A 20,126-nucleotide genomic window follows, 5' to 3' on the forward strand; every position below is an offset into this window, starting at 1 on the left:
TTAATTAAAGTGTTCAAATGTAGCTCGATTTTTCCTGATTAACGCAATAAAATTTTAATTTTGTTCCTCCAATATTTAAATAATGACAGCTAAAGAGATAAGACAGGTGTTCCTTAATTTTTTTGAACAGAAACAACATCATATTGTTCCATCGGCACCAATTGTAGTTAAAAATGACCCAACGTTAATGTTTACCAATGCGGGGATGAATCAATTTAAAGATTTGTTTTTAGGCGAAGCTGCCATTAAATATTCAAGGGTTGCCGATACCCAGCGTTGTTTGCGGGTGTCTGGAAAACACAACGACTTGGAAGAAGTTGGTATCGATACCTACCACCACACCATGTTTGAGATGCTGGGAAACTGGAGTTTTGGCGATTACTTTAAAAAAGATGCCATTGCCTGGAGCTGGGAATTGTTAACTGAAGTTTACAAAATTCCGAAAGAAAAATTATACGTTACTTATTTCGAAGGTGACGAAAAAGAGGGCTTGGAAAAAGATCAGGAAGCTTATGACCTTTGGAAACAATATGTAGATGAAAGCCATATTTTGCCAGGAAATAAAAAAGATAATTTCTGGGAAATGGGCGATACAGGTCCTTGCGGTCCGTGTTCTGAAATCCATGTAGATTGCCGTACAGATGAAGAAAAAGCATTGGTGGATGGTGCTACTTTGGTGAATGCCGACCATCCGCAAGTTATCGAAATCTGGAATAATGTATTTATGCAGTTCAACCGTTTAAAAGATGGTTCGTTGCAAAGTTTACCGGCAAAGCATGTTGATACGGGAATGGGTTTTGAACGTTTAGTACGTGTTTTACAGGAAAAAACTTCCAACTACGATACCGATGTTTTCCAACCGATGATTCAATTCATTGCAGTTAAATCCGGGATTCACTATGGCGCTGATGAGAAAACCGACATCGCAATGCGGGTAATGGCCGACCATATACGTGCCATCTCATTTGTAATTGCCGATGGCCAGCTACCATCAAATAACAAGGCTGGTTATGTTATCCGCCGGATTTTGCGCCGTGCGGTACGATATGCGTATACCTTCTTAAACTTTAAAGAGCCATTTTTAAATCAGTTGGTTCCATTATTGGCCGAACAATTTAAAGGTGTATTCGATGAATTGATTTCTCAACAGGATTTTGTTCAGAAAGTAGTTTTAGAAGAAGAGGTTTCGTTTTTGAGAACTTTATCTACTGGCATTCAGCGTTTCGAAAAATATCAGGCTATCAATGATTTAGTGGAGGGAAATTTTGCTTTCGAATTATCAGACACTTTTGGCTTTCCAATTGATTTAACTGAGCTGATGGCTAGAGAAAAGGGCTGGAGTGTCGATTTAGCCGGATACGAGCAAGCACTTAAAAAACAGAAAGATGATAGTCGTGCAGCTACCTCAATTGATACAGGCGACTGGATTATCGTAAACGCTGATGACCAAAGTGAATTTGTGGGTTACGATGATTTAGAAATTGAAACCGAAATCTTAAAATACCGTCAGGTTAAAGCAAAAGGTAAAGAGCAGTATCAAATCGTTTTACGCCAAACACCTTTTTATGCAGAAAGCGGCGGTCAGGTTGGAGATACCGGCCGTTTAGAAGACCATAGCCGCCAATTTTGGGTTGACATTACGGATACCAAAAAAGAAAATGGTTTAACCGTTCACTTCGCCGACATTCTTCCGGATAACCTTGAAGGTAAATTCTGGGCGGTAGTTGATGAAGATAAACGTGTTTTGACGGAAGATAATCACTCGGCAACGCACTTATTGCATGCAGCTTTGAAGCAGGTTTTGGGCAAGCACGTAAACCAAAAAGGCTCTTTGGTAAATGCAGATTACTTACGTTTCGATTTTTCTCACTTCGCAAAAGTAACTGATGAGGAACTTGCTCAAATTGAGGTAATTGTGAATCAAAAAATCAGACAAAATATTAAGCTAAAAGAACAACGGAATGTTCCGTATCAAGATGCAATTGAAAGTGGTGTTACCGCTTTGTTCGGCGAAAAATATGGTGATTTTGTTCGTATGATAACTTTCGACGACCATTTTTCGAAGGAACTTTGCGGTGGTACACATGTTAAGGCAACAGGACAAATTGGTTCTTTCAAAATTATTTCAGAAAGTGCTGTAGCAGCCGGTGTTCGTAGAATTGAAGCGATTACGGCTGATAAAGCTGAGCAATATTTTTTAGACCAGAGGAAAGAGCTTGGTCATTTAAAAGCATTATTAAATGGCTCAAAGGATTTACCTGCATCGGTTCAGGCTTTACTTGATGAAAATGCAAAACTGAAAAAAGAGATTGAAAAATCTACTTTGGAACGGGTAAATATTTTGAAACATGACATCGTTCATCATGTTCGTGGAATAAATGGTGTAAATTTAATTGCAAAACACATCGACTTACAAAGTGCTGATGCAATAAAAAATCTGGCTTTCTCATTGAAAGATATGATTGATAACTTATTCCTGGTTTTTACGACAGAAATTGATGGCAAACCTGGAATTACAGTGATGCTTTCGGACGATTTAGTTAAAAAAGGTATGAATGCGTCGAACATCGTTCGTGAATTGGGTAAAGAAATTCAGGGCGGTGGCGGTGGTCAGCCTTTTTATGCAACTGCTGGAGGTAAGAACCCTGAAGGTTTAAAAGCTGTTTTAGAAAAAGCTGAAAGTTTTATTAAATAACCATTACTATAATTAACCTCTTTTAAAATGAAAAGATACTTTTTGTTTGCCATCTTTATGGTAAATTTTACAACTGCTTTTGCTCAGACAGATAGTTTATCAAAATCTATAAAAGCTAAATCTGATGCCATAGGCCATGGTGGTAATAATGAAATCAGAATTAATCTACTCTATACGGTTATAGGTATTCCTGAAGTGACTTACGAAAGGTTACTGGAAGATAATATGGGTGTAGGTATTTCTGTAGCGGTTAGATTAACTGACGAAAATGTTTTTGGGAGTCGTTTCAATTATATAATTACGCCGCATTACAGGCTTTATTTTGGAAGTAAAAAAGCAAATGGTTTTTTTATTGAAGGCAATGCCGGAGTAGTGTCTTATAAAGAATCTGATTACTCATCATTAGCTTATACAAGCTATCCACCGAACTTTGATTATTCAGTATTTGATAAAAATTATACAAAGCTTGGGCTCGGGGTTGCCGGTGGCGCAAAGTTCTTAACCCGGAACGGTTTCTTGGGAGAGGCTTACCTTGGTTTAGGCAGGGTTTTTGGCAGCCAATCTATAGACGTTTATCCTCGGTTTGGATTGTCAATCGGTAAAAGATTCTAAATAAAAAAGAGGCTAGAAAGCCTCTTTTTTATTTTAATGTCTGCCATGTTTTTCTCTGTGTCCTCTGGAGAATAGACTTGAATTTACTCGTCTGTCATGTTGCCTGTAATCGACACGTTGTGGTCTGTAATGATTTCCTGGAGAATTGTATCTGATTCGGTTGCCACCTCCATAAGAACTGCGATAGTAGTTAGAATGGTTTGAATACCTTACCCGGTGCGTATTGTAACTACGGTATGGCGTATTACCATAAACTACTACCTTTCTTCCATGGTTTAAATTGTAGCCTCTATATCTTGCAGGCAAATACCTTGACCTTGTCCAACGGCTACCGCTTAAGTAAACAAACTGCCTCTGCGGAACATAATAGTACGACTGAACTTCGGGAAGATAATAATAATTAACGTTTTGGTAGCCAGCGGGAACCCATGCCGGTTGTGTACCAATATTTACATTTAAACTTACCTGAGCGTTAGATTGATTAGATGTTAAAGCCACGATACCTACAATCGCGGAAATGATTAATAACTTTTTCATAATCGGTTTTTTTGTGTGTTAACAATAATTCAAACGCTATGCCAAAATTTCTATTGTAACAGAGATATAAAAAAAGAGCTTTTTTCAAAAATCCATTGTTAATTTTAGCCTGAACTAGTGTTTTTCTTTTCCGTTTCCATGGCCTTTTCCCTTATTTCCTTTACCATATATTTTTTTTGCCTGGCCTGGAGGCATTCCGTGTGGATGACCTTTAACGACGTAATATTTGTTATCGCGACTGTCTCTAATTACCAACTGGCCTTTATTGCCTTTATATTTTGCATACTTAACTCTATCATTTTTAAAATTTAAGTAAGGTTTTGGCGAATTAATTACAACTTTATAGCCATTATATAAATCATAATTACCGAATCTTGCCGGCAAACTATTTGCAAAAACCCAGTCGCTTCCATTTAAATAAACAAATTGTTTTTGCGGGACATAATAATAACTTTCTACATCAGGTAAATAATAATAATCTACATGGTCGTAACCAGCAGGACCCCATAATGGTTGCGAACCAATATTAACATTCACATTTAACTGGGCCTTAGCTGGTATGCTGAGTAATGATATCATCATAACCGCAGCAACTAAAAATAATCTTTTCATATTCAATTTAATTTGTGTTTCGGATTTAAATCCAAACGCCATGCCAGAAATCGAAACAAAAAAAAGGGTTTCTTTCGAAACGCCCTTTATCACAACTAAATATCTCTTTAATGACGGCGGTCGCCTTTTTCGCCACCTCTTTCAGGCCGGTTGTTTCCGCCTCTGTTTTCATCTCTACGACCATTGTTCTGAACCGGCCTTGAATTTCGCTCAACTTTTACAACAGTTTTCTGTGTGCGGATTGGACGATTATTATTTATAACAACGGTTTTGTTTCCATTGTAATTCGGATGCCCTTTTACCACATAGTATTTTGTATCACGACTATCTCTGATTACCGCCTGGCGACCATTATAATTTTTAAATTTACTATACTTTGTGACGTAAATATTGTTTCTCAAATATGGTTTTGGTTCATTCACCACAACTTTATATGCCCTGTACAAATCAAAGTTTCCAAATTGTGCCGGCAAACTATTTGTCCAAACCCAGCGACCGCCATTGGAATAAATATACTGGCCAGATGGAACATAATAATACGCATCAATATCCGGAAAGTAATAGTACTCGACATGGTCGTATCCTGTGGGACCCCAAACCGGCTGAGAGCCAATATTTATATTTAAGCTAACTTGTGCTTTTGCATTGTTTATGCTGAATAATGAAACCATCAGAACTGCAGCAAATAAAAATAACTTTTTCATAATGTTTTTAAATTAAAGGTTTCTTGTATGTGTGTAATTATTTGAATAGACAAAACCATTGCACGCGAGTTTAATTGAACTAAGCTGTTTTAACATTCTTTAACCAATTTTTTAATTACGAGTTGTATTGAGTAATTTTACTCAGCGAATTGAGTAAATTGTAAATTATGTTTGAACGTTCTGAATTACAACGAGTTATAAAGGTATTGAATGAGCCAAAAAGATTTATTCAGGTGTTGGTTGGTCCCAGGCAGATTGGTAAAACTACATTAATCAGTCAATTGGTTCAAAAAATAACTGTACCCTATCTTTTCGAATCTGCTGATGCGGTTGCAGCATCAGACAGAACCTGGATTGAAAAAATATGGAAAAATACCCGCGAAACCATTAAGGAGTATAACGTTGATCAATATTTGTTAGTAATAGATGAAATTCAAAAAATAGATAACTGGAGTGAGATTGTCAAACGATTATGGGATGAAGATATTCGGAACGGTACAAACATAAAAGTGATTTTATTAGGTTCTTCCCGATTATTAATTCAACAAGGTTTAACAGAATCCTTGGCGGGACGTTTCGAGCTAACTTATTTGGGGCATTGGAGTTTTATTGAAATGGAGAAAGCTTTTGGTTTTACCGCAGAACAATATGTTTGGTTTGGCGGTTATCCAGGTTCAGCTGGTTTAATTAATGATGAAGAACGATGGAAAAACTATGTTTCAAATGCTTTAATTGAAACGAGTATTTCGAAAGATATCTTAATGCTCACAAGAGTGGATAAGCCCGCTTTAATGAAAAGATTGTTTGAACTGGGCTGCATGTATTCTGGTCAGATTCTTTCATTCACTAAAATCTTAGGACAGCTATCTGATGCTGGAAATACAACTACATTATCTCATTACCTGCAGCTATTGGATACAGCCGGATTATTGGGAGGAATAGAAAAATTCGCTGCAGATGTGATTCGTAAACGTTCATCCAGCCCAAAATTTCAGGTTCATAATAACGCCTTGGTTAGCGCCCAGCGGAATGAATATTTTGATGAAATTAGAAAAAGCCCGGCAGAATGGGGTCGGATGGTTGAATCATCTATTGGCGCACATTTATTAAATTCTTCTTTGGTTGAGGGTTATAAGGTATTCTATTGGCGACATAGAAATGATGAAGTAGATTTTATCTTAGAAAAACGCGGTAAAATAATTTGTATTGAAGTAAAAAGTACAGGATTGGTAACAGGTACTTCGGGAATGGATGCATTCGGTAAAATGTACAAACCCGATAAAGTTTTAATGGTTGGTGCCGGCGGCTTACCTTGGCAAGAGTTTTTAAAAATTTCACCATCAAACCTGTTTTAAAATTAGATGGTGATTAAGGGAACAAAAAGTACGAGAATGAAATAATACTGTTCCTTGATTATTATGTTTTCGCAGCAAAAAATCATACCAGGTTTGTAGTAAATAAAGCTCAGTTAATAGCTATATTTGCTTGTTAAATTTTAATAATAAATAATCCGTGTTTATGCTGCCTGCGGCAGGCAGGTGTGTTCATCTGTGGTTAATAAAAAATAAATGCCTTTACAAGAAACTAGCCTACAAAACAATTACGAACTCGTTTCAGGACTGGAGATACATGTTCAGTTAAATACCAATACCAAAATATTTTCTGCCGATAGCGCATCTTTCGGGGCATTGCCTAATCAAAATATTTCAACCGTTTCTTTGGCATTGCCTGGTGCATTGCCAAAACTAAATAAAGAAGTGGTAGCAAAAGCAGTTCGAATAGGGCTTGCTTTAAACTGTACCATAAACCAGATTAATCATTTCGACAGAAAAAACTATTTCTATGCCGATTTACCAAAGGGATATCAGATTACACAGGATAATCAACCGATTTGTGTCAATGGTTTCCTGGAAGTAGAATTAGGGGATGGTTCGACAAAAAAAATTGGAATCAACAGAATTCATTTGGAAGAAGATGCGGGCAAAAGCATTCACGACCAGGATGATAACTATTCTTTAGTTGATTTAAACCGTGCAGGAGTTCCTTTAATCGAGATTGTAACCGAACCCGATATCCGAAGTGCGGAAGAGGCATCAGCTTTGCTAAGTGAAATCAGAAAATTGGTTCGCCATTTAAATGTAAGCGATGGCAATATGGAAGAGGGTAGTTTGCGTTGTGATGCGAACATTTCTATTCGCGAAAACGGTTCGACGGAATTTGGTACGCGTTGCGAAGTAAAAAACCTGAACTCTATGCGTAACGTACGCAGAGCAATGGATTTTGAATTTGGTCGTCAGGTGGAACTGATTTCAAATGGTGGACAAATTATTCAAAGTACATTGAATTTTGATGCTGACAAAGGTACAACATCGCCAATGCGCACCAAAGAAGAGGCCAACGATTACCGTTATTTCTCTGACCCGGATTTGCAGCCTGTTTACATTTCTGATAATTGGCTGGCAGAAATCAAATCAGCCATGCCAGCCTTGCCAAACGAAATTTCAAAGCAAATGGTTTTAGAATTTGGTATTAGCAAAGCTGACGCGGTATTATTTGCCGAAGATTTAGATTTGCTAAATTACTTTAGTCAGGCTTTGCCGATGGTTAATACCAAAAAAACTTTAATCAATTGGTTAATTGGTCCGATTAGAGCCGTTTTAAGTGAAAAGGGTATAACCATAACCGATTATAAAGTAAAGCCTGAACAATTAGCTGCTGCAATTAATTTGGTTGATGATAAAAAACTAACGCAACAAATTGCTGTTCAACAGTTGTTACCTGCTGTTGAGGAAAAACAAAATGCTGATGTTGCTGCTTTGGCAGTATCCTTAAACCTGCTTATTTCTGAAAACAGCGATGAATTGGGTGGTTTTATTGATGAAGTGTTAAATAAATACCCGCAGCAGGTTGATGCGTATAAAAAAGGTAAAAAGGGCGTTTTAGGTTTGTTTGTTGGCGATGTAATGAAGTTGGCGAAAGGCAAAGCAGATGCTAAAAAATTAAATGAATTGATACTTGAAAAATTAAAATAATGAAATTAAAAAACCTAAGCCTTATCGCATTAATTGCGGTAGCTTTTACAGCTTGTAAGCCAAAAGATAGCTTTACCATTGACGGAACTTTTCAAAATCCTGGAACAGAAAAGAAAGTCATTTTATATGGAATGCAGAGCAGTCAGATAGTTGCTATAGATTCAACTAACTTATCAGAAAAGGGTGAATTTAAATTTATCCGCAAAACACCTTCAGTAGACTTTTTCAGGGTTTCGATCGGTAATCACGAGTATATGTTAATCGCAAAAAATGGTGATGAGATTAAGTTAGAAGCCGATTTAACGGATAAATCAATGGCTTATAAAATTTCTGGCGCTAATGAAGTAGAGAAGTTGTCAGAATTAAACGCAATCAGAAATACCTACGCTAAACAAGTAGAACAATTGCAGGCAGATTTTGAAGCTAAAGTTGCCACACAGCCTCAAAACCGGGCTGCTATTTTAGAAGAATTGAAACCAAAATATGAATCGTATACAAACCAATTAAATTCGTCAATTATCAAATTTGCAAAAGATAATAAAGGCACATTAGCAAGTTTTTATGCCATGAATACATTAAGTCCGCAGGAATTTGAAGCCGAACTGGTAAAGTTTGCCGACGAAGTTAAAACGGAAATTAAAGGAAATGCAACTGTTGATACTTTCGTTAAGCAAATGGCCTTGTTGAAAACTGTTCAGGTTGGACAGATTGCTCCGGCATTTACCATTAATACAGCAGATGGCAAAGCGGTTAGTCTTTCTGATTATAAAGGCAAATATGTTCTCGTAGATTTTTGGGCGTCGTGGTGCCAGCCTTGTCGTCAGGAAAATCCAAATGTGGTTAAAGTTTACAATAAATATAAAACAAAGAATTTCGATATTTTAGGTGTTTCATTGGATACCGATAAAGCCGCTTGGTCAGGCGCTATTAAAGCTGATGGTTTAACCTGGACGCATGTTTCAGAATTGAAAGATTTTAACGGTGAAACCGTTAGAAAATACCAGGTTCAGGCTATTCCAACATCTTACTTAATAGATCCAACCGGCAAAATTGCTGCTAAAAACCTACGTGGAGATGAATTGGATGCGTTTTTGGCAAAAACGTTACTTTAAAAGAAATTCAATGTTAAACTAATTTAAGTCGTTAACAATTTATTAACTTAGACTTAACCAAAAATTACATCAGAGACAGTATTTTCGTAACAAATATTTAACTATGAATAACGCAGGTCAGAAAATATTAATTGTTGATGATGAACCAGATATTCTGGAATTGATTGAGTACAACTTAAAAAAAGAAGGTTATCAGGTATTCACAGCATCTAACGGTCAGGAGGGAATTACCGTTGCCAAAAAGGTTCATCCGGATTTAATTATTCTGGATATTATGATGCCAAAGATGGACGGAATTGAGGCTTGCAGATTAATGAGGGCTATTCCTGAATTCAAAAACACGTTCATGGTTTTCTTAACGGCCAGAAGCGAAGAGTATTCTGAAATTGCGGGTTTTAATGTTGGTGCTGACGATTATATCGCAAAACCAATTAAACCACGTGCCTTGGTAAGTCGAATTAATGCGATTTTACGACGAAATTCCGGCACTGAAGAAGTATCAGAAAATAAATTAGAAATTGGCGATTTAGTTATCGATCGTGAAGCTTATTTAGTTTTTCAAGACGGTAATAAAGTTGTTTTGGCAAAAAAAGAATTTGAGTTACTATATCTTTTGGCATCTAAACCAGGTAAAGTTTATACCCGTGAATCAATCCTTAAAAACATTTGGGAGGATTCTGTAGTCGTAACTAACCGTACTATTGACGTTCACATTCGTAAACTACGCGAAAAATTAGGTGAAACCTATGTTTCAACAGTAAAAGGCGTTGGATATAAGTTCGAACTTTCTTAAAATACTATAAATTTTTTAAGCCGCAGATTTGCTGATTATTCAGCGAGCCTGCGGTTTTTTTTGTAACATTACAGCTAAGTCGTCATGCTGATCCGATAGCAATCGGATTCATTTCAGCATCTTAGTGGAAATAAGAACCTGAAATAAATTCAGGGTGACGACAGCCTTAAAAAATAAAATCCGTATTTTTGCAATTCATAAAAATACTACAGTTTGAAGTACCCGAATTTTAAAGACCTTATTCTTTTCGAAGACAATGATTTTATTGTAATCAACAAACCCCCATTTCTGGCCTCACTTGATGAAAGAGGTGGTTCGGGCGAAACCAACGTATTGCGTTTAGCTAAACAATACAGCGATGATGCACAGGTTTGTCACCGTTTGGATAAGGAAACTTCAGGTGCTTTAATTATCGCGAAAAACCCTGAAGCTTATCGCCATGCATCTATGCAATTTGAGCGCAGAAAGGTTAATAAAACTTATCATGCCGTGGTTGACGGGCATGTTATTTTTGATAAACTGTTAGTGGATTTGCCCATTCTTAACGATGGGAACAAAAACGTAACCATCGATAGGGCAGAAGGAAAAAGAGCAGAAACCATTTTCGATTCCTTAAAATATTATAAGCATTATACTTTGGTAGAATGTAAGCCAATTACCGGCCGAATGCACCAGATTCGTATTCACCTCGCAACGCAACGAGCTGCAATTGTTGGTGATGAAATGTATAAAGGTAAACCGGTTTTTCTCTCTTCAATTAAACGTGGTTACAAGCTAACAAAAGGTGAAGAGGAGCAACCTGTTATGAAACGTTTTGCACTTCATGCCAGGCATTTGGTTTTTAAAGGATTAGACGATAACGACATTATAATAGATGCCCCATACCCAAAAGATTTTGCCACTTTAATTAAACTTTTAGATAAGTTTGACGCCTAAGCACACAACCCCCTAAAAAGGACTTCGAAATTCCGATAACATGTACATCCGCTTTGTAAATTACCTTGATAAGATTAACCGCTACAGGAAATCAAAAATATCAAACCGTAATTTTTTAGTGATACTTGCAGTTGTTGTTGGCGTTTTAGCGGGATTAGCAGCCGCGGCGTTAAAGAGCTTAACGCATCATATTGAAGAATTCCTTCAATCAGACTGGCAATGGAAATATAAATATTTCCTGTATTTGCTTTTCCCGATGATTGGTATATTACTTACGGTTTTATACATCAAATATTTCATTCGTAAGAGCAAATTTGAAACTGGGTTAACCCCTTTACTTTATGCGATTTCTAAAAAATCGAGCAGGGTAGAACCTCATAATATCCATTCTCAAATTATAACAGCAGCCATTACGGTTGGTTTTGGTGGTTCAACAGGATTAGAGGCGCCAATTGTTACCAGTGGTTCAGCTATTGGTTCAAACTTAGGACGAATTTTAGGATTATCCTACCGGGAAATAACCATGTTAGTAGCTTGTGGTGCAGCAGCAGGAATCGCTGGTGCATTCAATAGTCCCGTTGCGGGAATCGTTTTCGCTATTGAAATATTACTTCCAGAATTTACTATTCCGGCATTTATTCCGCTTTTGTTATCTGCAGCAACAGCTGCAGTAGTTGCGAGGCTGTTTTACACACAACAATTATTTTTCCTGGTAACCGAAGGCTGGAAAGTTAACGCCCTATTTTACTATATAATTTTGGCGCTGCTGATCGGCTTATTTTCGATTTATTTTACCAAAGCCAACTATGTTGTAAAAGGATTTTTCTACAAAATTAAGCATCCCTACACTAAAGTAATTATTGGCGGTTTGATGCTTGGTGCACTGGTTTTTCTGTTCCCAACGCTGTATGGCGAGGGTTATATTACTATTAAAAGTCTGTTAAGAGGAGATTATCTGGCTGTGATTAATAACAGCATCTTTTCTGATTATAAAACAATCCCTGCTCTTGTAATTCTATTTACTGTCATTACGATTTTCATGAAATCGATTGCCACCCTGGTTACTTTAGGAGCCGGTGGTAATGGTGGTACATTTGCGCCAAGTTTGATTATGGGCGGTTTGATCGGATTTATTTTCGCTTATGTGGTTAATCTTTCAGGGATTGCGCAGTTAAATGTCCCTAATTTTATTGTGGCTGGAATGGCCTCCGCTTTGGGCGCTATCATGCACGCGCCTTTAACTGGTATTTTCCTGATTGCAGAAATCACAGGAGGATATATTTTGATGGTGCCATTGATGATTACGACAGCAATTTCTTACGCGGTAAACAGAAGTTCGCAGAAACATTCTATCTACACAAAAGCACTTGCAGATAAAGGCGAGTTGCTTTCTCATGAAGACAAGGATACAACGGTTTTAAGCCAGATGAAATTGAAATACCTGATTGAGAAAAATTATCCAACATTATCTATAAACGATTTAGTTTCTTTAAGGATGAATGAAATCGTTCAATCGCATAAAAATATTTGTGCCGTTACAGATGAACTGGAAGATTTTAAGGGGGTAATTTATGTTGAAGAAATTTTCAATGAAATGATGAAGGATGAAAATAAGCATTCTCTAACCGCGTCTCGTTTGGTTCAGCAGGCACCAAATACCATTAATGAATATGATGATTTAAAACTGGTTCTCGAAAAAATGGAACAAGAAAATGCCTGGATTTTGCCTGTAGTCAATAACGAAAACCAGTATAAGGGTTTTGTTTCGAAGACCAGCATTTTTAATAAATACCGGGCTTTATTGATGAGGCAGAACGATTACATGGGATAGGGTTAAATGTTAAAAGTTGTAAAGTTTAAAAGTTAGGTAGCCCTAAACAATTCAACCTTACAACTTTAATTTTCTAACAGTTATTCAGCTCTCTTTAAGCCAAATTTCTCAATTTTACTGTATAAATGACTTCTTTGAATATCAATCTCGTCAGCTGTTTTTGATACGTTCCAGTTATTTTTTTCCAGCTTAAATTTAATAAATTCTTTTTCAGCATGGTCTTTATAATCCTGAAAGTTATTAAAACTATCGAAAGAAGACGACATACCTGAACCGCCGGTTGCGCCTGCAATTTGCGTACTGGTTGCTGCACCGATGTTTGTTCCGCCACCGGGATTAGCGAAAGCACGAACATCATTTTCAGTGATTACTTTATCACTTAAAATAATTAAACGCTCAATCATGTTATGTAGCTCACGAACGTTACCTGTCCACGGTAAAGCTTGCAACGCAGCCATACCACCATCATTAATTTTCTTTACCGGCATTCCGTAATCGTTACAAATGCTTTCTAAAAAGTTTTGGGCAATAACAGGAATATCATCCCTGCGCTCCGTTAAATGCGGAACGTGAATGTTAATTACATTTAAGCGGTGGTATAAATCCATACGGAAATTACCATCTTCAATTTCTTTTAATAAATCTTTATTGGTCGCTGCCAAAACACGAACATTTACTTCGATTTCTTTTTCGCCGCCCACACGGGAAATTTTATGCTCCTGCAAAGCACGAAGTACTTTTGCCTGAGCCGAAAGGCTCATATCACCAATCTCATCCAGAAATAAAGTTCCGCCGTTGGCCAGTTCGAATTTACCGATACGTTGTTTTACGGCCGAAGTAAATGAACCCTTTTCATGGCCAAATAATTCACTTTCAATTAATTCTGATGGAATTGCGGCACAATTCACTTCGATTAAAGGGCTGTCGGCACGATTGGATTTTTCATGTAACCAACGGGCTACCAACTCTTTACCACTACCATTTGCACCTGTAATTAAAACACGGGCTTCGGTAGGCGCAACGCGTTCGATTGTTTCTTTTATTTTAGAAATGCTATCGGATTCACCTAAAATTTCGCGGGTTTTACTTACTTTACGTTTTAAAACTTTGGTTTCAGTAACTAAAGTTCCCCGGTCGAGACCGTTTCGAACCGTAATTAATAAACGATTCAAATCTGGTGGTTTAGAAATGAAATCGAAAGCACCTTTTTTACTGGCCTCAATTGCAGTTTCAACTGTACCGTGACCAGAAATCATGATGAAAGGTAAATCGGGTTTGATTACCTGTGCCTGTTCCAGCACTTCCATACCATCCATCTTATTCATTTTGATATCGCAAAGAACGAGGTCAAAATTACCTTTTTTTATCATTTCGAGACCGTCGATACCGTTATCGATATCTTCAACATCATAATTTTCGTACTCCAGAATTTCGCGTAAGGTACTTCTTATTGCACGCTCATCATCAATAATTAATAGTTTGGCCATTTAATACTTGTTTATTCTAATTGAAATGCGAATATATTATTTTTAAAATTAATGTATAGTTTTTTATACAATGATTTTAGGCTATAAACGGTAAATAGTTAAAAAAGTTTTAACAGGTTTTATATAAAGTGGTTAGCTTTATTTGAGGTTGTTGTTACAGGTATCTGTTAATTAAACCTGATGGGAATGATATACTTTTTGATTGCTTGGGCGGTTTAAAAAAAATATGTCAGATAGCCGGACTTAAATAACCGTATGAATTACTGGTTTTGCTTTTCAAAATAATAAAAAATGCAGGTCTGTAAGCCGGGTTCTGTTTCCTGATTACTCAGGATTTCTATCATTAATCTACTATAAACGTTGCCGTTTATCTCTAACGACCTACCCACTAACATCGGACGGGCAGCCCTTTATCCTGATAATTATCAGGATGTTAGCCTATTTGGTCTTTCAACTCCCGGGGTTTACAAACACTACAGTCGCCTGCAATGCTCGTGCGCTCTTACCGCACGTTTTCACCCTTCCCCGACTTACGTCGGGAGGTATATTTTCTGTTGCACTAATCCGTAACTCAGGTTTTCATTCCTGAATCCCTTTCCGTTAGAAAGCGAGATGCCCTGCGTTGCCCGGACTTTCCTCTCTCTTGATTTTACTCAAAACAGCGATAGAACGACCTGCATTTTGCGCAAAGATGCTTTTTTTTGACCACAAAGACGAGAAGAAGTTAAAGATTGTTATGTTATTTGCAATTCTGTAACTGAGTAGAAACCTGTTTGTAGGGAACAAAGCCCTGATTATTTCCAAATGAATTGGTAATGTAAACCATAACCTGCGCCACATCAATATCTGCTAATTCGGGGAAAGCCGGCATTTTTTCTTTATATTCTTTACCATGAACAATTAAGGGTTCATTAATACCATTTTTAATGATACAAGCTAAACGGCTTTTGTTAGTTTTTAAGAAAACAGAATCCGTTAAAGGGGGCGCCAATTCACCTAAGCCTTCGCCGTTTTCACCATGACAATTCTGACACCTACTTTTGTAAATATCCTTACCGTTCGACATATAGTTTTGCAAATCGACGGTTTCCTGGTTTTGGCAGGAAAAGATTACAGCCATAATCGAGAGCATAAATATAGAATTGATGATGTATTTGCGCATATATTTTTGTTAAAAATCGTCATTCCGATCGGAATAAAATGCAGCAGAGAATCTTTTTAATGAGTATAAAGATTTTTCCATTTCCTGCCTGCGGCAGGCATGCGGTCGAAATGACGATTAAAAATTATAATTCTACTTTTTATATTCAGCCAATAAAACCGGAATATCTTTTTTTAGTTGCTCTACCTGGTCTTTTTTGGTTCCATCATAGGCACCACGGATTCGCCTGTCTTTATCAATTAAAACCAAATATCCCTGATGAATATAACCATCTTTTGCTGTACTATCTTCGCCAACAGCAACCAGATAGTTTTTTTCTGCAAGCGTATAAACACTGTCTTTACTGCCGTAAAGAAATTGCCACTTTGCACCGTCGACGCCCAGTTTTTGAGCGTATTTTTTTAAAACGTAAGGCCTGTCATATTTAAAATCGATGGTATGCGATACAAACATCACATCCGGATTGGTTTTAAACTGATTATAAACTGTCATTAAATTGCGATGCATCGTCGGGCATATTGTCGTACAGGATGTAAAGAAAAAATCAGCTATATAAACTTTTCCATCAGTTGCTCTATTGGTCGTAACCACACTATCCTGGTTTAAAAAAGACCAGTTTGGTATGGTTTGATAAACAGTATCAATCTTGTCGGCACCAGATGAATCTTTTATGGTTTCTGTATGACGCTCGCCGTAAAACGGAAGCTTCTTTTCTTGCTGGCAAGATGATAGTATTGTAACAAATAGCAAGCAAATTGCGATCAAAGAAATAATTTTGTTCATGATATTTAATTAAAGTGTAAATATACAACCTCTGTTTTTTAGCAGGGAATTAATTGTAAAACGATTCGTCATGCCGAATTCATTTCAGCATCTTTCCTGCTATTAAGACCCTGAAATACCTTTCCTGCAGCAGGCAGAAATCCGATAGCTATCGGATCAGGGCAACGACACTTAAAATTTGTTTAATGCTTATGATGCTCCATTTTCATACTTTTAACTGGCGCAGTATTGTAAACTTTCAAAACTGAATCTGATGTTCGGGTAACTTTTATATAAGCATCTTCTACAGTCCTGATTTTTATCATTTCCGATTTGTAGTACTCTAAATCTTCCTGCTCATTTTTGCCCTTGAAATCATCTTTAAAGAAATGCATCCAATCCATCATATTTTCATCGGCTTTGTTTAATCTGCCTATTAAATCAGCAACTTTATTTGAATCGTTAGCAGATTTAATTTTGCCTGATTTTAGAACCGAATCTAACTTCATTTTATTTCTTACTACTTTTTCACCATCCACCATTAGTTTATCATGGATGTTCAATACTTCTTTTTTTACAGCAGCTGAATCTGGTTCTGTTTTACAAGCTGTAAAGGAAACCACGATAAAGCAAAATCCTGACATTATTACTTTTTTCATATTTATGGCGTTTAAAAATTATAAGTAATTCCAACATAAACCTTTCCTGCGCTCATGGGGTGGTCGGTTTCACCCTCCCAGATGTTTTTCTGGATGCCGGCATTTAGCGCGATGTTTTTATAAAAGATATCTGTGCCAAGGCCACCCATCAAATTGTTCATTACGTGCTCGCCTGTTTTAATGCCTTTATATTTTTCTCCTGCAGAATATTCGTAGAAAAACTGGGCCGACGGCATTACCTGAATATCCTTTCCAATTCTTTGCGTGTAGAAAATATTCAGGAAACTGGTTGTACTGTTTGCAATTCCTTCATCGCGGTTATTGGTTCCATTTATCTTATAGGAGGTATTTAAGCTTGCACCAAACTTGCCTACACCCACCATATAATTGAGATAAACAAAGCCGTCGGTACTTCCCGTTCCGCCTTGCATAAGCGACGAATAACGAATTCCATCATTGTTTTTAAAGTCATTTTTTCCTGTTGGAAGTTTTATGCCAGCACCTGCGATGAGCTGCTGCTTAAAATTTTCTTCCAATTTTTGGACAACATGATAACCGGCATAAAAATTTGCATCACCAATACCTGAAATAGAAGAAGTATAACCGTTATACCTTTCACTATTGGAAACGTATGGCAGAATGGCATTGATTTCTAACCGACTATTAATAAAATATTTACCTCTGATTTCTAAAGAACGGTATAATTCATAATCTTCGGGATTCCCGGCATGACCTGTAATTGGTGAATTCTGACTTCGGGCGGGAATGAAAAAATTTCCTCCGTTTGGAAATAAAGAATGTGATTGCCCATCATAACCATTAAATGAACGATAGCGATATAATAAGCTGATGCTATTGCGATTATAATAAGGCGTAATGCCCATAAAACATCCGCAGATATCGCAGGCAAAAACCTGGCTGCTCATCAAAACGAATAGAAAAATGAATAATTTACGATTCACTGTAAAGGGTATTTTTGATAAATTCATTGTCTGTTAATGTTTTTAAAAATGCTTTGATTTGTTCCTTTTCGGATGCGTTGAGTGGAATACCGTTTTTTAGTCGGGTATCTAAATTTGCCGATGCTTTTACACCTGAATTGTAATGCTCCAGCACTTCATCCAAACTATAGAAGCGACCATCATGCATATATGGGGCAGTATATTCAATGTTGCGCAGCGTGGGCACACGGAACGTTCCAAAATCGGTGTTTGTACCAGTTATATGTGAACGTCCTTCATCGGCGCTTACCAAGTCCAAACCATTGCTTCGGTAAGAAAAATCTGTAAAAAATGGCTCAGCGTGGCATGACGAACATTTTTCTTTGAATAGATTATACCCTGCTAATTCTGTTGTTGAAAAAGTAGCACCACTTTCTTTACGAATCACTTTATCATATTTTGAATTTCCTGAAACCAAAACGGCTGTAAATTGCGTCATCGATTTCAAAAATAATTGCGAATTAATTTCAGTAGAACCAAAGGCCTGCTTAAATAAATCCGGATAAGGCGCAGTACTTTTCAAAAAGGCAATAATGGTTTCGATATTAGTTCCCATTTCGCAGGCATCGGTAATGGCATTCAATGGGGAAGTCTCGACGTTCTTTACACCACCATCCCAAAAGAAAGCTTTTTGCCAGGCCAGATTAAAAAGGGGAGGCGCATTCCGCTTTCCCTGGCAATTATTTACCCCATGACTTACTTTGTGGTCGAGGTTGGCAAAGGCAGCAAATTGCTGATGGCAGCTTCCACAGGAAACACTTTTATCTGCCGATAAACGCGTATCGTAAAATAATTTCTTGCCTAAAGTAAAACCTGCGTTGGTTAACTTATTGTTTTCGAAATTGTATGCCGGTGCAGGAAAATTAGATGGAACTGAAAAACTTATTTTTTTTTCTTCAGGTTTAATGTCATCTTCATTTTTACTGCAGGCATACATCAATGCAATGCTTAAAAAAAGCATTGCATAAACGATTGGTTTCCTCAACATACTAGTTGTGGATATGGTCTAAACGAAATAATCCTTTAGCATAATTATTAGCTACGATAACAGAATTAGCGCCGCCCATTGTGAAATTCAATGCAGCAAAGCTTATATCAGTTGTGCCTGTAAATAAAGCAGCAGCGTTTACGATGAAATGCATATCAGGCTTCGCATCAGTTCTAATTCGCAAAGGATTAGCCGCATTAATCTCTGTTGAATAGGTTCTGATGGTGTTGTTTGGATCAATAACACCTCCGATATGGAACGTTAAAGCATTGTTGGCTGCTGTAGATTGGGGCGAAATTCCCTCCAGTTTTACAAAAATGTAACCACTGTTCCAGGTCCAGAACATGCCGTTAATTGGGTCTAAAGCGCCCGTTTGTGCGCCGGCAAAATTGCGGGCATAATCTACACCAATAGTGTATTCTATTTTAGTGTAATCTCCTGTCGGAACATCATTTATCGTAATCAGTTTTGATGTGCTCTTCGATTCATCAATTAGAAAATAACTTTCAGGAACCAGGTACGTTGTTCCATCGGCTTTACTTAATTTAATATTGCTAACATAGTATTTGAATACACTGATTTTGAAATCTTCGCCTTTTGCATTTTTATAAGTGCTTGAATTTAAAGCCAGGGCTGCGCCATTAACCTGGTGTTCAAATTCTATTGTAAAGTTTGATTTGGTATCTGCGTTTATTTCATCATTATTTTTTTTGCATGATGATAAAAGTATAATTGGGCATAGGAATGCCAATAAGTATAGTGAGATTTTCATCTGTTATATTTTGTTTTAAAGGTGATGAAGCTATCATGGCCCATATTTTTAAAACATAGGTAGCCATGATGGTTTCATTTTTTGAAAATTTGGAAATGTAAAGAAATAATTTTGACCTGACCATGTATTCATTGATGGTACATTTTGCTGTTATTCTGAATGCAATGAAGAATACGCAACCGAAAAGCGGTGTCTAAATTTAACCTGCCCAATTCGGGTGTAGGATATTTAAATATCAGTAATCAATAGCTTGGAGATTCTTCGCTGCGCTCAGAATGACAAAACGTCAACAATACCCTGAAATAAACCCGATAGATTCTGTGTTAATTTCCAAATAAAATATTTTATTTTTGTTTCATGGGCAGTCAAGAACTAGCCAGTGTAGCGTGCTGATCTTTTAGGTTTAGTGCGCTACTTTCTTTTAAAGCTGA

18 protein-coding genes and 1 other RNA gene are annotated in these 20,126 nt (G+C 37.0%); 8 read left to right on the plus strand and 11 right to left on the minus strand.

Annotated features, from left to right (window positions below):
• Positions 1–82 precede the first annotated feature (82 nt).
• Together alaS and O0931_RS05410 are read left to right on the plus strand one after the other, a co-directional pair.
• Positions 83–2,695 (plus strand): alanine--tRNA ligase, encoded by a 2,613-nt coding sequence (gene alaS, locus O0931_RS05405; RefSeq protein WP_269414530.1) that lies wholly within the window; start codon positions 83–85, stop codon positions 2,693–2,695.
• A gap of 27 nt (positions 2,696–2,722) precedes the next feature.
• Entirely contained in the window at positions 2,723–3,307 is a 585-nt protein-coding gene (locus tag O0931_RS05410; protein ID WP_269414531.1) for a hypothetical protein, read from the plus strand.
• A 33-nt stretch (positions 3,308–3,340) separates the two neighbouring features.
• Here the strand turns inward: O0931_RS05410 and O0931_RS05415 are convergent, their stop codons facing one another.
• From O0931_RS05415 to O0931_RS05425, 3 genes are all read right to left on the minus strand, one after another.
• Positions 3,341–3,844: a hypothetical protein gene (locus tag O0931_RS05415; RefSeq protein ID WP_269414532.1), complete on the minus strand. Its 504-nt coding sequence runs from the start codon at positions 3,842–3,844 to the stop codon at positions 3,341–3,343.
• A gap of 114 nt (positions 3,845–3,958) precedes the next feature.
• On the minus strand, positions 3,959–4,456 hold the full coding sequence (locus tag O0931_RS05420) for a hypothetical protein (protein ID WP_269414533.1): 498 nt from the start codon (positions 4,454–4,456) through the stop codon (positions 3,959–3,961).
• Positions 4,457–4,563: 107 nt separating this feature from the next.
• On the minus strand, positions 4,564–5,160 hold the full coding sequence (locus O0931_RS05425) for a hypothetical protein (RefSeq protein WP_269414534.1): 597 nt from the start codon (positions 5,158–5,160) through the stop codon (positions 4,564–4,566).
• A gap of 167 nt (positions 5,161–5,327) precedes the next feature.
• Here O0931_RS05425 and O0931_RS05430 point away from each other — a divergent pair, with 167 nt between their 5' ends.
• From O0931_RS05430 to O0931_RS05455, 6 genes are all read left to right on the plus strand, one after another.
• Positions 5,328–6,515: an ATP-binding protein gene (locus O0931_RS05430; protein ID WP_269414535.1), complete on the plus strand. Its 1,188-nt coding sequence runs from the start codon at positions 5,328–5,330 to the stop codon at positions 6,513–6,515.
• Between the two features lie 213 nt (positions 6,516–6,728).
• A complete protein-coding gene (gatB, locus tag O0931_RS05435) occupies positions 6,729–8,192 on the plus strand; it encodes an Asp-tRNA(Asn)/Glu-tRNA(Gln) amidotransferase subunit GatB (protein WP_269414536.1) in 1,464 nt (487 codons plus the stop codon).
• Positions 8,192–9,304, plus strand: a complete 1,113-nt coding sequence (locus O0931_RS05440; protein WP_269414537.1) for a TlpA disulfide reductase family protein — start codon at positions 8,192–8,194, stop codon at positions 9,302–9,304. Before gatB ends, O0931_RS05440 begins: the two co-directional genes overlap by 1 nt.
• Positions 9,305–9,407: 103 nt before the next feature.
• Positions 9,408–10,097: a response regulator transcription factor gene (locus O0931_RS05445; RefSeq protein WP_269414538.1), complete on the plus strand. Its 690-nt coding sequence runs from the start codon at positions 9,408–9,410 to the stop codon at positions 10,095–10,097.
• Positions 10,098–10,310: 213 nt separating this feature from the next.
• Positions 10,311–11,033: an RluA family pseudouridine synthase gene (locus O0931_RS05450; RefSeq protein WP_269414539.1), complete on the plus strand. Its 723-nt coding sequence runs from the start codon at positions 10,311–10,313 to the stop codon at positions 11,031–11,033.
• A gap of 40 nt (positions 11,034–11,073) precedes the next feature.
• Positions 11,074–12,864: a chloride channel protein gene (locus O0931_RS05455; protein ID WP_269414540.1), complete on the plus strand. Its 1,791-nt coding sequence runs from the start codon at positions 11,074–11,076 to the stop codon at positions 12,862–12,864.
• 80 nt (positions 12,865–12,944) lie between these two features.
• Here the strand turns inward: O0931_RS05455 and O0931_RS05460 are convergent, their stop codons facing one another.
• The 8 genes from O0931_RS05460 to O0931_RS05495 all read right to left on the minus strand — a co-directional run bounded on the left by O0931_RS05460 (position 12,945) and on the right by O0931_RS05495 (position 19,695).
• Positions 12,945–14,351: a sigma-54-dependent transcriptional regulator gene (locus O0931_RS05460; RefSeq protein WP_269414541.1), complete on the minus strand. Its 1,407-nt coding sequence runs from the start codon at positions 14,349–14,351 to the stop codon at positions 12,945–12,947.
• Between the two features lie 286 nt (positions 14,352–14,637).
• Positions 14,638–15,032, minus strand: an RNA gene (gene rnpB / locus O0931_RS05465) — RNase P RNA component class A.
• Between the two features lie 58 nt (positions 15,033–15,090).
• Positions 15,091–15,513 carry a c-type cytochrome gene (locus O0931_RS05470; RefSeq protein WP_269414542.1) on the minus strand — a complete coding sequence of 141 codons (423 nt, stop codon included), beginning with the start codon at positions 15,511–15,513 and terminating at the stop codon, positions 15,091–15,093.
• A 132-nt stretch (positions 15,514–15,645) separates the two neighbouring features.
• The gene (locus O0931_RS05475; protein WP_269414543.1) at positions 15,646–16,296 is read right to left on the minus strand and encodes an SCO family protein; all 651 of its coding nucleotides are present in this window, start codon (positions 16,294–16,296) and stop codon (positions 15,646–15,648) included.
• A gap of 182 nt (positions 16,297–16,478) precedes the next feature.
• Positions 16,479–16,934, minus strand: a complete 456-nt coding sequence (locus tag O0931_RS05480; RefSeq protein ID WP_269414544.1) for a hypothetical protein — start codon at positions 16,932–16,934, stop codon at positions 16,479–16,481.
• An 11-nt stretch (positions 16,935–16,945) separates the two neighbouring features.
• Positions 16,946–17,923 carry a transporter gene (locus O0931_RS05485; protein ID WP_269414545.1) on the minus strand — a complete coding sequence of 326 codons (978 nt, stop codon included), beginning with the start codon at positions 17,921–17,923 and terminating at the stop codon, positions 16,946–16,948.
• On the minus strand, positions 17,886–18,923 hold the full coding sequence (locus O0931_RS05490; RefSeq protein ID WP_269414546.1) for a cytochrome-c peroxidase: 1,038 nt from the start codon (positions 18,921–18,923) through the stop codon (positions 17,886–17,888). Before O0931_RS05490 ends, O0931_RS05485 begins: the two co-directional genes overlap by 38 nt.
• Position 18,924: 1 nt before the next feature.
• A complete protein-coding gene (locus tag O0931_RS05495; RefSeq protein ID WP_269414547.1) occupies positions 18,925–19,695 on the minus strand; it encodes an MbnP family protein in 771 nt (256 codons plus the stop codon).
• Positions 19,696–20,126: the final 431 nt, after the last annotated feature.

Source organism: Pedobacter rhodius (assembly GCF_027213645.1).
Lineage (GTDB): Bacteria > Bacteroidota > Bacteroidia > Sphingobacteriales > Sphingobacteriaceae > Pedobacter > Pedobacter rhodius.